Source organism: Idiomarina sp. UBA3176 (assembly GCF_002364295.1).
Classification (GTDB): Bacteria; Pseudomonadota; Gammaproteobacteria; order Enterobacterales; family Alteromonadaceae; genus Idiomarina; species Idiomarina loihiensis.
The window spans coordinates 136,820-148,637 of record NZ_DEXU01000020.1; the positions used below are offsets into that span (position 1 = coordinate 136,820).

General features: G+C 43.7%; 18 protein-coding genes. 15 read left to right on the plus strand and 3 right to left on the minus strand.

The window, feature by feature from the left end; translation table 11 throughout:
- Positions 1 to 4 precede the first annotated feature (4 nt).
- Positions 5 to 2,050: a hypothetical protein gene (locus B2U97_RS08675; RefSeq protein ID WP_286830429.1), complete on the plus strand. Its 2,046-nt coding sequence runs from the start codon at positions 5 to 7 to the stop codon at positions 2,048 to 2,050.
- A gap of 79 nt (positions 2,051 to 2,129) precedes the next feature.
- Here the strand turns inward: B2U97_RS08675 and B2U97_RS08680 are convergent, their stop codons facing one another.
- Positions 2,130 to 2,396: a helix-turn-helix transcriptional regulator gene (locus B2U97_RS08680; RefSeq protein WP_339612636.1), complete on the minus strand. Its 267-nt coding sequence runs from the start codon at positions 2,394 to 2,396 to the stop codon at positions 2,130 to 2,132.
- A gap of 121 nt (positions 2,397 to 2,517) precedes the next feature.
- Here B2U97_RS08680 and tnpA point away from each other — a divergent pair, with 121 nt between their 5' ends.
- The 3 genes from tnpA (at position 2,518) to tnpC (ending at position 4,883) form a co-directional block, all read left to right on the plus strand.
- Complete coding sequence (gene tnpA, locus B2U97_RS08685) at positions 2,518 to 2,817, plus strand: IS66 family insertion sequence element accessory protein TnpA (protein WP_286822832.1); 300 nt, start codon at positions 2,518 to 2,520, stop codon at positions 2,815 to 2,817.
- Positions 2,814 to 3,170 carry an IS66 family insertion sequence element accessory protein TnpB gene (gene tnpB / locus B2U97_RS08690; protein ID WP_286822833.1) on the plus strand — a complete coding sequence of 119 codons (357 nt, stop codon included), beginning with the start codon at positions 2,814 to 2,816 and terminating at the stop codon, positions 3,168 to 3,170. The genes tnpA and tnpB overlap by 4 nt, the downstream gene beginning before the upstream one ends.
- Before the next feature lie 114 nt (positions 3,171 to 3,284).
- Positions 3,285 to 4,883 carry an IS66 family transposase gene (gene tnpC, locus B2U97_RS08695; protein WP_286822834.1) on the plus strand — a complete coding sequence of 533 codons (1,599 nt, stop codon included), beginning with the start codon at positions 3,285 to 3,287 and terminating at the stop codon, positions 4,881 to 4,883.
- 73 nt (positions 4,884 to 4,956) lie between these two features.
- Here the strand turns inward: tnpC and B2U97_RS08700 are convergent, their stop codons facing one another.
- Entirely contained in the window at positions 4,957 to 5,655 is a 699-nt protein-coding gene (locus tag B2U97_RS08700) for a DJ-1/PfpI family protein (protein WP_286822835.1), read from the minus strand.
- A gap of 232 nt (positions 5,656 to 5,887) precedes the next feature.
- Between B2U97_RS08700 and B2U97_RS08705 the strand changes: the two genes are divergently transcribed.
- From B2U97_RS08705 to B2U97_RS08755, 11 genes are all read left to right on the plus strand, one after another.
- The gene (locus B2U97_RS08705) at positions 5,888 to 6,145 is read left to right on the plus strand and encodes an antibiotic biosynthesis monooxygenase (RefSeq protein ID WP_286822836.1); all 258 of its coding nucleotides are present in this window, start codon (positions 5,888 to 5,890) and stop codon (positions 6,143 to 6,145) included.
- 96 nt (positions 6,146 to 6,241) lie between these two features.
- Complete coding sequence (locus B2U97_RS08710) at positions 6,242 to 6,538, plus strand: putative quinol monooxygenase (RefSeq protein ID WP_286822837.1); 297 nt, start codon at positions 6,242 to 6,244, stop codon at positions 6,536 to 6,538.
- Between the two features lie 110 nt (positions 6,539 to 6,648).
- Positions 6,649 to 7,080: an acetyltransferase gene (locus B2U97_RS08715; RefSeq protein ID WP_286822840.1), complete on the plus strand. Its 432-nt coding sequence runs from the start codon at positions 6,649 to 6,651 to the stop codon at positions 7,078 to 7,080.
- A gap of 49 nt (positions 7,081 to 7,129) precedes the next feature.
- Positions 7,130 to 7,546 carry a GFA family protein gene (locus B2U97_RS08720; protein ID WP_034818878.1) on the plus strand — a complete coding sequence of 139 codons (417 nt, stop codon included), beginning with the start codon at positions 7,130 to 7,132 and terminating at the stop codon, positions 7,544 to 7,546.
- Positions 7,547 to 7,677: 131 nt separating this feature from the next.
- Positions 7,678 to 7,881 carry a hypothetical protein gene (locus tag B2U97_RS08725; RefSeq protein WP_227016364.1) on the plus strand — a complete coding sequence of 68 codons (204 nt, stop codon included), beginning with the start codon at positions 7,678 to 7,680 and terminating at the stop codon, positions 7,879 to 7,881.
- Positions 7,882 to 7,948: 67 nt separating this feature from the next.
- Entirely contained in the window at positions 7,949 to 8,353 is a 405-nt protein-coding gene (locus tag B2U97_RS08730; RefSeq protein ID WP_110014207.1) for a DUF1801 domain-containing protein, read from the plus strand.
- Between the two features lie 107 nt (positions 8,354 to 8,460).
- A complete protein-coding gene (locus B2U97_RS08735) occupies positions 8,461 to 8,826 on the plus strand; it encodes a hypothetical protein (protein ID WP_034818871.1) in 366 nt (121 codons plus the stop codon).
- A 109-nt stretch (positions 8,827 to 8,935) separates the two neighbouring features.
- Positions 8,936 to 9,334, plus strand: a complete 399-nt coding sequence (locus tag B2U97_RS08740; RefSeq protein ID WP_034818869.1) for a hypothetical protein — start codon at positions 8,936 to 8,938, stop codon at positions 9,332 to 9,334.
- 91 nt (positions 9,335 to 9,425) lie between these two features.
- Positions 9,426 to 9,800: a hypothetical protein gene (locus tag B2U97_RS08745; protein ID WP_034818867.1), complete on the plus strand. Its 375-nt coding sequence runs from the start codon at positions 9,426 to 9,428 to the stop codon at positions 9,798 to 9,800.
- A gap of 102 nt (positions 9,801 to 9,902) precedes the next feature.
- On the plus strand, positions 9,903 to 10,283 hold the full coding sequence (locus B2U97_RS08750; RefSeq protein WP_034818865.1) for a hypothetical protein: 381 nt from the start codon (positions 9,903 to 9,905) through the stop codon (positions 10,281 to 10,283).
- 49 nt (positions 10,284 to 10,332) lie between these two features.
- Positions 10,333 to 10,887, plus strand: a complete 555-nt coding sequence (locus B2U97_RS08755; RefSeq protein ID WP_110014206.1) for a YaeQ family protein — start codon at positions 10,333 to 10,335, stop codon at positions 10,885 to 10,887.
- An 83-nt stretch (positions 10,888 to 10,970) separates the two neighbouring features.
- Here the strand turns inward: B2U97_RS08755 and B2U97_RS08760 are convergent, their stop codons facing one another.
- Complete coding sequence (locus B2U97_RS08760) at positions 10,971 to 11,795, minus strand: hypothetical protein (protein WP_110014205.1); 825 nt, start codon at positions 11,793 to 11,795, stop codon at positions 10,971 to 10,973.
- Between the last annotated feature and the right edge of the window lie 23 nt (positions 11,796 to 11,818).

Below are 11,818 nucleotides of genomic sequence, written 5' to 3' on the forward strand. Positions count from 1 at the left end.
AACAATGGAATCTGTATTAGAATTTTTAGAAAGCAATGAAAATAATTGGTCAATGAACTTTGACAGATATGATAACTTCATACATGTAGCTGAATCATTTGGATATGATTTTAAAACTCAAAAAACTACCCATGAAGTACAGGAATTTTTAAAGAACAAAATAAAAAGCACACTATATGGTGATGGTCTTAGTCAGATCGATTTTGAGAAAGTACAAGATCATTTAGCGCTACGATACTTCTCATCAGGTGAGGTTGAATGCAAGCATGCATTTACATTTGTTGGATTGATCAGATACGTTATAAATCGCCTGGAATCTTATTCGGCATCTCTAGATGCATGGGTCTTGGTGAGAGACTATTTAGAGGCATACCTATGTCTTTCCAATTATAATCATGACAATAAGTCTTATTCATCTCTTTACAATGAAAAGAAATTAATTTCAAAATCGATTGTTTTCTTAAACAAAAAGGGGTTTAAAACTACGATTGAATCTGGGAATATTGTTCTTAGTGAGGGCTCTGAAAATAGATTATTATCAGCGATTAGCTATAGATTTAAAAAGCTTGGCTATCATTCCATTTACTTAACTCTTAATTGTATTGCGCGTCATTATGATAATGATGCTAAACGGTATTTCTTACGCCCAGAACCTTCTATTTCTTTAAATTATAGTGCTGACATACCGTGGGGGTACTTGTTTAATGTAAGTTTGGCTAACTTGCATAATGTTAAGAAAGTCAAAAGACCTGATAAAATATTTCTTGAATGCATTGAGCTATCAAAACATTATTTCTGTATTAAAAATTTGCAAACATTCAATAAGTTCAGCGACACAAATCACAGGCATGACACTATATTATCTGCCATACAAAAGCACATTCTTTATGATCAATACTTCTCAATAGATCAAGTAAAGTCAGATCACATTATTGAAATGATTGAGGGTATGTTTACTTCTTCATTAATAAATCCTCTAAATGTCAACTTAATAATTTACATGGATTTATTAAAATGGGTGTCGTATAAATCAAAAAATTATGAACCATTAGTATTCACTGTCGATGAGGCTGTTCAGGGCTTAAACTATAAATATCTTGTGAAAGATGTTGAGGAAGCGTTGATTTTTATGTCATTCGAGACAGATGAAATCAATGCTTCATATTTGAGGCCAAATGAAATTTATAAGCGAAATTATTTTGAAAAACCTTTTGTCAAAATTGATGGTAAATTCTTATATGTAAACCCCATTATAGGAAATTATGGGTTTTATAGCTGCTTGCTAGAGTTGTGCAAAAGGAATGGAGCAGATGGAAACTTAATAGGTAAAATATCAGAAGAATTAGTTGAAAAGCTATTTACTCGAAGCGGAGTTAAGTTTCACTCAAACAAAGAGTATAAAATTCCGAAATTTGTATCGAAAGAGCTGTGTATTCAAAGCCAAAAACGTGAGTGTGATTTCATTATCGAAACCGATGATACAATTATAATTGTTGAACTGAAGAGAAAAACTCTTACTTCTGATGCAAGGTCTGGTGATACATTAAAGTCGATAATCGACTTGTCGCAGTCCTTTCTTCATGCGCTGGCTCAAACAGGATGTCATGAGTATATGCTAAGGCGCAATGGGAAAATTGAATTTGATGATGGATCAATAATAGAATTATCAGGCAGAGCGGTTGAGCGTGTAGCATTATCCTTATTTGGCTTTTTTGGTATACAAGATGGTTCATTTATACACCAAGTCCTTGGCAGCCTAATAAACGCTAAGATTGATAGCGGCAATGTAGAAGAAGATAAAAAAATAAATAAACACCTTACTGAGCTTCACAACCAATATCGAACTGATATTTTCTCTAGTTTATACTGTGATGGGAGCAATCCATTTTTTAATTGTCGGTTCTTTAGTGTACCTCAATTTATTGAAATGCTATCAAACACCACTAACAACGAACAGTTCAAGCTGGAGCTTAATCGTACAAGACATGTTTCAACAGGATGCAAAGATTGGTTTAAAGATTATCAATTTATTCGCAAACTTCAAGCCTAACAAGGCAAAGCATTCGGATGTCAAAAGCTTCGCTTTTGCCACCGATGTTTGCGGCGTTAGGCAGAAAGCTTAGTTTTAATTATTGCTTCCTTAGCTGCTGATAATTCGAAGGGGTCATTTTCATTTTTTGTTTGAAGAGGCGACGAAATACACTATCGTCTGAATAACCTAGAGAGAAAGCGATCTCTTTTACCGATTTGTTGGTAGTGACCAATAATGTACATGCATGGCTTATTCGAACTCCATCAATAAAGGCTTTGGGTGTTTCACCTGTTAGCTCTTTTAGCCTCCGGTTTAATGTGCGCTCAGAAACGGCCATGATTTTGGATAAGTCTTTAGCATTCATCGTTTGATAGTGCGCCTTACGAATGGCGTATTCTGCTTTGTAAGCGTCGCATAAACCACGCCTAGTCACCACTTTGCAGATAGCCTAATTTATCGCCACGTTCTAACCAACGAGGTGATTTATGAGTCGAGCATACCGCTCTAAAGCGCAGTGGCAGGCGCTAATTGATGAGTTTGAGCACAGCGGGCTAAGCCGCAAAGCGTTTTGTGAAGCTCAAGGTATTAATCCGGACTACTTCAGTCAGCGCCGCCGTCAGTTGCAGCAGGAAACCGAGAGTACCGGTTTTGCACGGGTGGCGACTGAGTCGTCGCCGGCATCCACAGCGGCCGTGCAGGTTCGCGTGGGCGACGCGCAGTTAGTATTGCCGATGTCGGTGTCACCCCGCTGGGTGGCCGAGCTGGTAAAAGCCCTTAGCGTATGAAGATGTTCGTCGAGCCGCCGGCCATTTATCTGTATAAGCAGCCGGTCGACTTTCGCAAGAGCATCAATGGCCTCAGCGCCATTGTCGAAGCCGAGATGGACCGTTCGCCGTTCAGCGGCGCTGTGTTTGTGTTCTGCAACCGTCAGCGCGATAAAGTCCGGGCGCTTTACTGGGACAAAACCGGTTTTTGTCTTTGGTATAAACGCCTGGAAAAGAATAAGTTTAAATGGCCGATAAAACTCTCCGGTGATGTGCTTAATTTAAGCGCACAGCAATGGCAGTGGTTGCTCGAAGGCCTCGATATCACGCTGATGAAAGGCCATCAGCCATTGCATTTTAGTGCCACCATCTGATCGAAAACGGCTTATAAGGATCCTGCATAAAAACCGTTTTACGATCACGAATTGGTCTAAGTAAATCCGCTAAAACAACGGCTTAGACGGTGCTTTTGGGGTATAATAGGCCCCATGAAAACGAGCGATGCCAACACACTACCGGATGATGTTGAGAGCCTGCAAAAAATGGTTCTCGAGTTGCAATCTGAACGCGAAAAACTCCAGACAGAAATGGCTCTGGAAGAGCAACGTTGGCAACAGAAAATCCGTTATATGATGGAGCAATGGCAACTGTCGTTGCAAAAACGCTTCGGTGCCAGCAGCGAAGGACTGCCCGGTCAGGGCGAGTTGTTTAACGAGCTTGAAGAGGCCCTTGAGCCGACGGCTGACGAAGTCGCCGCAGATCAAACCGTTACCACCACCCGCAAGAAGCCCCGCCGTCCGCGCATTGATGAATCATTGCCGCGCGAAGAGGTGTTGCACGATATCCCGGACGAAGACAAAGTCTGTGACTGTTGTGGCCATGACTTACACCGCATGGGCGAGGAAACCAGCGAAGAGCTGGAATTTATTCCGGCAAGCATTAAAGTGCTGCGTCATGTACGTCCGAAATACAGCTGCCGCGCGTGCGAAAAGCACGGCACCCAAACCGTTGTCAAAATCGCACCGGTTAAACCGAGCATACTGCCGAAGAGCATCGCAACGCCGAGCTTGCTGGCGCAAATCATCAGCGCCAAGTTCCAGTTCGGGTTGCCGCTGTATCGTCAGGAAGCGATGTTTAAACAATACGGCATCGAGCTGAGTCGCCAGACCATGAGTCGCTGGATGTTAACCGTCAGCGACAAACTGCGACCGCTTTATCAGCGTATGCGCGACATCCTGCTAAAACAGCCGGCTTTATGGGCTGACGAGACGACCTTAAACGTACTCGATGTGGATAAATCCAAATGCTATATGTGGGTTTACGGCTGTGGCACCGATAAACCGAGGCCGGATAAATCACCGAACATCGTGCTGTATGATTATCAGGACGGGCGCGGTGGCGCCCACCCCGCTGCGTTTTTAGCTGACTATTGCGGTCCACTGCAGGTGGACGGCTATCAGGGCTACGAGCAAACCCGTGCCCAGCTGGCCGGTTGCTGGGCGCATGCCCGTCGTAAGTTCATTGAGGCCAAAACCGTACAAGGTAAAGGTAAAAGCGGTAAAGCCGACCAGGCGCTGAGCTTTATCCAAAAACTGTACGGTGTTGAGCAGAAAATCAAAGACGACAGCCCGGCGCAAAAGCAGGAAAAACGTACCGCCTTAGCACAACCTGTGATGGACAAGCTAAAAACCTGGCTGGATAAGTCGGCACTGCAGGTCAACCCGCAGTCACTGCTTGGCAAAGCCATCCATTACACGCTCAAACAATGGGGCAAACTGCAGGTTTACCTGCATGACGGCCACGTTAATATCGATAACAACCGCGCCGAGCGCGCAATAAAACCGTTCGTTATCGGTCGCAAAGCCTGGCTGTTCTCAAACTCACGCGGCGGTGCGCAGGCCAGCGCCATCTTGTACAGCATGGTCGAAACCGCCAAAGCCAACGGCCTGATGCCGGTCGACTATCTCATGCGGTTGTTCGAGCAACTGCCGTTGCTCAACGACGGTGATGACATCGACCCACTGCTGCCCTGGAATATCCAGGACGGATTAACCGACAATGTAAAACTGACCCACCTGAACGACTAAGCAACCCGTTCGGGTGGCACCGAAAGCCTCTCAGCGACAATTATCTTGGCCGGTTGTGTGGTTTATGCGACGCTTACTCTGCTTTTGCTAAAAATGAGTTTTTTGAAGTTTGATAACCTTCTGGTACATACAAATTTTGAGACTTAGGTATTGCATCAACCACTGAAAAATCAGCGACTACTTTTGCGGTTTCGGCACCCGCTAGCTTTTTGACTATATGGAGTGTAATCGTTACCCAAGACAGTGGGCCACCCGCAGTAATAATCCCTCTATCATCAATTAATTCGCTGGCCCACTCTGCACTTGCTCTAGGGAATCGTTGTTTTAATTCATCATGTAACCACCATGTGGTGGTGCATCGCTTACCATTCAGAACCCCTGCTTCACCGAGCGCAAATACGCCACTGCATGAACCGCATACCAGTGCGCCTTGTTGGTAGCGCGCGCGCAACCAAGATTGCGTCTTCGAGTTGGTCATAATTTGTGGTGGGCAGCCTTCTCCATTGGGGATGAAGCCAGGTACTAAAATAGCATCGCAGTGATCAATGGAACCAAGATCAGAGTCAGCCTCAAAAGCTCGTCCGTGTCCATCTGTGATAGGCTTTCCATCATGGCTCGCCAATTTGACGGTTGGATTCCAGTCTACATTGCCAGAATCGCTATCTTCAGATTTTTGAAAAAAGTTCAAACCGCTTAATGCCATCATATCATTTATGCCCATTAGGGCTGATGGTAGTACGCCTTCAATAGCTAGAATCACAATTGTCGTCATAAATTAAGGTTTATCTGTGTTTGGCAAATATTGCACGTATAGTGTCTTTTTTGCCTATGCGGGTCAAGTGATTTTAAGGCATAGAATTGTGCTTCAATTCAAACATGAGGACAAAAAGATGAAAGTACCGAACCTAATGCGTAGCGCGACAGTTTATTTAGCAACATCGCTTTTTATTTTAACCAATGCATCACTATCACATGCTCAAAACACACTACACCAGGAGCCAACCATGAAAGAAGCAACTTATATTCCATTTACAGCTAAATCTGAGCAGGACAAAAACCTAGCTAATTTTCTGACTGAAGGCGCAAAGCTCGTCACTCAAACTGAGCCTAATACCTTATATTGGTATGCACTTAAAAAAACAGACGGTAGTTTTGGTATTTTTGATTTTTTCCCAAATGCAGCCGGTAGAGAAGAGCATTTCGTTGGGCAAGTGGCTGCTGCATTAAATGAGAATGCAGACATCTTAGTTGCCCAAGGCTGAGATAAAGGCGTTGTCGCTAATATCACTGATTCTGCTGTCTTATCATACAAAGAACCGAGTGAAAATTCGCTAAGCGCAACTCAAGCGACTTATATTGTGCTTAACGCACAAGCAGGCAAAGAGCAAGCACTAGAGGAGTTATTAACAGGGGCAGCTTCTGTTATCGAGCAAACAGAGCCAAAGACGTTGTTATGGACAGCACTTAAATTAAACGATAACACGTTTGGCATTTTTGATACCTTTACTGATGAAAGTGGCAGAGAAGCTCATTTTGCCGGCAAAGTTGCTGCCGCACTCAACGCTCAAGCTGACGACCTTGTTGTGGGAGGCTGGGAAAACGGTGTTCTACCCAATATTCACAACTTTGAAGTTATCGCAGAAGCAGAAAAATAATTTTTAACCCCTAATTTGCTAAGTTACAATATGCCTAACAAGTTAATTGTGTGGGATGCGCTAAACGCGCACCCCACATTATGGTGTTAAATTTTCAATCGGGTTTAGTGATGAATATTGAGATCGTAGAAAAAGCAGATTACCTTAAGCTGATAGAAATCTGGGAAGCGTCGGTCAGGGCAACGCATGATTTTCTGGCTGAAGATGATCTACAGGAGTTAAAGCCGTTAATTCTGGAGCAGTATTTTGGCGCAGTTGATTTAAGGTGCGCTAAAAGCGGTAACGGTGAAATTCAGGGATTCAGTGGAGTACATGACGGTAATATTGAGATGTTGTTCATCTCACCTGGTGCACGAGGGAAAGGCATTGGTGCCATGTTGGCGGCCCATGCTATCGAAGAGCTGGGAGCATCTAAGGTCGATGTAAACGAGCAGAATGAACAGGCGGTGGGTTTTTATCAGCATATTGGCTTTAAAGTGAGAGATCGGTCACCAGTCGATGGCCAGGGTAAGCCATATCCGCTGTTGCATATGGCGCTATAAAAATTTAACAAGGCCTGGCACGCGCGGCTATTTAACATAAGGAAATAAAATGTATCAGGGTAGCTGTTTGTGCGGTGCTGTAACAATAGAAGTACATGGTGGTATTGATTCAATTATTTACTGCCATTGCTCAATGTGTAGAAAAAGCAGTGGCACTGCATACGCGACAAATGGTTTTGTAGCTAAAGCGGGTCTCCTAATTAAAACTGGCGAGGAGCAAATTAATTATTATGAAATTGCTCCTGGCAAGAAACGGCATTTCTGTAGCGTCTGTGCATCGCCAATTTTTAGCAGTAACGACGAATCACCAGAACTATTACGCTTACGGTTAGGCATTTTAGATACTGATATTGTGGAGAGGCCGATATCGCACAATTTTGTATCTTCTAGCGCAAACTGGGATGATATTGATGCAGAACTACCTCGGTACAATGGGCATGAACCAAGCCGTGCAGTTAAGAAGTAGAAGCAAAGAGTGCCAACAAACAAGTCTTATCGCCGGCAAAAGGCGCTGGCTGCGACATCAACCCGCTGCGCGGCTTTCCGCGCTAAATTTAGGCGTTTTACGGTTTATCGGGCGCGGGGGCCATTAAGCGTTTGCCTTTTACAAAGTTAGCGTTAATTCTTATTGCCGGAATATTCTTACTGCGTGGTGTTTTCTTTGTAGGGTTAATGCCAATGTTCCCAGAAAATAGCCCAACGTTTTGGTTAATTAGCTCAGGTATCTGTTTGTCTATTGGTGGGCTTTTTGCTTTAGGTGTTTGGCAGCAATGGTCAATTCTAGGTCGTAAGACTGCCTAACAATGTGTTGTACTAGCGGCCAGTCGCTCGTGTGCGCGGCGTTACGTGTATTGAAACTGGAGGCTCCGTGAAGCCTGAAATAAGGGATAAATTTTCGACATACCCTGACAAGGCGAAGAAGCAGCTTATAGCCGTTCGTCAGCTCATTCTTGACGTCGCAGAAGAAAACGATTTGGATACAGTTGAAGAAGCTCTTAAGTGGGGCGAGGCCAGCTACCTGGTAAAAGGCGGCACTGCGATTCGCTTGGATTGGAAGCCAAAGAGTCCGGATTCTATAAAGGTATATTTTCATTGTCAGACTAAATTGATCGAAACCTTTAGGGAAATATATCGAGATGAGTTTGAATATGAGGGTAAACGAGCGATCGTTGTACCTCTGGACGCCGATATCAAAGATGGGCCCCTAGGCCATTGTCTTCAAATGGCGCTGAAGTACCATAGCTTGAAACACCGTCCTCTGCTTGGAGCTTGAGATGACGGAAATACGCAACAAAACCATTAAATTCGTCCCCCTTCGGTTGCCCGGTTCCCGTTTCACTCGGTTGTTTATGTAGGCCGCTATATTTCTGGAGAAACAGTTTGAAAACAAAAGCTTTATTATTTGCCTTAACTTGTTTTGCATTCAGCTTAAACACAATGGCAAATGCTATAGATAACAAGGAAGAACTTGAAGCATTAGTTAATAGCTACGAAAAGCTCGCGATAGATGCGCAAGAATGCACGGATTCAAGTAACCTTAAATCTGCTCCCTGTAGAAAATTTATTAGAGTTTTTAATGACGGTGAAATCAATGATCGACTAGGTTCATTTGGAAATAACCTGGAGCTCTATATCAGTATCGATCAAGAAATGGCACTTAAAGGGATAATTGCAGTAGGCACCATAGCTGACACTTTAGGTTTTGTATTTGAAGAGCGAGCCGAAACTGTACAAAAGCGAAAATAACAATCGCATCAAAAGGGTGGCCTAACAGTTGGCTGGTGTTCATTCTTCGCTAATTTTAGCTAAGTGTTAGCCGCAGTTTATGCGGGGCGTTAGTTTTTAAGAGGGTTCTATGAAAAAGTTTTTAAAATTGAGCATTTTAAGCATTGCTTTTTTTGTAACGGGTTGCGCCAACATGATTGGATTTACAGGCGCAGATGCGGGCAAGAGAGTGGGCGACTGGGTTGAATACAATGTGAATCACCCCGGGCTAACCATCAGAATCATAGAGCCATACAGTGAAGAGTTGCTGCCAATTTCAACGGTAGGTAAAACGTCACCATCACCACTACGGCACACTGTTATTTTTGGCGCGCAATCAAATCAGCACAAATTGGAAATTATTGGTCGCTATAACAAAGAATTGTATCTGGACAATAAATTTTATGGTTCAGTTTGGTTTGGAGATATTTTAATTCGCGCCGGAAGTCTTTCAATAGACGGCAAGTTAGTAGCGGCAGTTGAAAATTAACAAGTGGTATAGCAATGAGCACACATAAGAAGGGTTATCACAAACGTATATTGTCGGAATGGTCGGCCAACTATGACCTAAAGGCAATGCAATGTGGAAGCATGTAATAATATCTAGTATTCAAGCCGCTTTTGTAGGGGCTATGCTACTCATTTTAGTTAGCCTGCCAGCGTTTGGCGGTGCAGCAACAATATTTGGTGTAATGGCATTTCCTATCGCACTTTTTTGGTGCCTTGCTTTGGCGTATCCATTAATTAAGCTTCGCCAGAATTCTCAGCTTTCAGAATATGCCTATTTTATGATTTATTTAGTTTCTGGGGCTATATTGGGTGCTCTCACGCCAGTGTTAATGTTTGGCACACCGTTCGGCCTTCAATCAGCCGCTTTTCTTAGTTTTTATGGTCTATGCGGTGCGGCGTGTGCCGTTAGTGCGTGGAACTATGTGCGTAAAAATGTCAGTTTATAACAAGGCTAAGCAGGGCTTCGCTTCAACCTTGTCGCTTTTCTTGAACCGATAAACAAGCAGCTAAAGATCTCAGGCATGGTGGGCGTTAGGAGAGTTTAAAAAATGATGGAGCTGTACTTTTTAGTCAGCGTCTTTGTAGGAATGGCTGTAATTGTTGATGGTGTTGTTTTATATAAAGCCAGAGGCGTTTGCTGGACAAACAAAATACAGTCGTTTACAACCACTATTGAGTTTTTATGGGTTATTGCCTCTATTATTGCTGTTTTTACGCTAGAGTTCTCACAGCTCCAAATATTAATCCCTTCTCTTTACGTCGCGCATAATATTTTTGGCTGGGCGTACGGCTCTTATCTTGTGTCAAAGTCACCTGAAGTGAAGAATGGTACAGAAGCATTGGTTATACCGTACTGGTATCTTATGTTTGGCTTAACCGTTGGTATCGTATTCAGCATAAGCAGTTTATGGGCATTCATACTCCTATAATCAATGGCTTAAATAATTAACATGAAAATGGAAACACTTAGGTACCCAAATGGCATTACAGGCAACTCCTTATAAAATCTCACTGGATATATCAGATACTGATCGCGGTGTTTACGAGAGTGTGAAATTTACTGTTGCACGCCATCCATCCGAGACAGAGCAGCGTTTAGCCTCACGAGTACTGGCTTATGCGATGTTCTATCATCCGCATTTAGCCTTTGGCCGGGGGTTATCCGATACCGATGAAGCGGCACTCTGGGAAATTGATCTCACCGGTGAAATTCAGCATTGGATTGATGTTGGCCTACCGGATGCTGCGCGGGTTATCAAAGCCAGTCGGCGTGCACCAAGGATGTCTGTAGTTGTGTATGGCAATGCGCGTTTGTGGCGAGAAAAAGTGCTACCGAAGTTTGCCCATTTAACCAACGTGAATGTGTTTGTTTTACCGCAAAATGAGCTAGCGGAAATTGCTGAAAAATTACATCGCTCAACACACTGGGGCGTAATGATAAGCGATGGTCAGCTGTATATCAGTGATGGTGATGAGCAGGTGATTGTTGCGCTTGAGTGTTGGCATGGTGAAATGCCCGAGGCATCGCTGTAGGTTAATGGGCATTACAAATAAGTGGTGCAGTGGTTCTTCGTTGCGGCTTTGAATGCACTCCAAAGCCGCGCAGCGTCATTTCGTTAACTTTCAGTCAGATAGCCAAGTTCAATCAGTGTTTCGCGGACTCGCTTTTTGATGTCTTTGGAGTTCCGTATAAAGTACCGCTGAACAGAGGTGTTTTCTGCGTCGACTTTATCCAGCATCTCGTCTTTAAGCTTACGTGCTACGTGAGCTGGCGCTAAAGGGTCAGTGACTAAACCGATAGTGTGACTGCCAAGTCTGCTTTGTATCGCCATTGTGTCCGCGTACCGGCCTGATTCAGTTACTTTGGTATAAACTTCGTTAGCTGGCAAATCATAGATGTCCGCATAAATTTCACGTAATTCGTCGAGGCCTTCCTGCAGTTCCTGATCGGTGTAATCTCGCATACTCATCGCGTGCTCTACTGAAAGTTCCGCTGTGGTCAGCGGGTTGATAACACCGTCGTAGATGTCGCGGGCTCCAACGGCTACGGTTTCCCAATACGGAGCCATTGTTTCTGTAATTTTAGGTAAAGGGTCCTCTCTGGGCCAGGATGCGACTAAGTTGTAACCTAGATGAGGAGCTTCGGACTCCCAACTGAGCTCGTAACTGCCGTCGGGGTTGGTTGTGGTTTTAGGATCTTTTGAGTTGCATGCGAGGGTTCTTTTTAAATCGGCGCAGACTTCCACGTTGCCGACTCCCTCTTCAAATATAACCTTGCCGGATACTTTAATCGTACGGGTTTCTGGCTCGGCATTCGTCTGTTCAGCAGGGCTTTCATTGCTCTGAACCTGAGTCTCTTTAACTTCCGTTTCTGAATCGGAGTCGTTGCAACCGATTAAAACTGTACTCATTAAAATAAGACCAAAAAGCTTTGTTGGCATTTCAAAATCCTTTCGAAACAAAA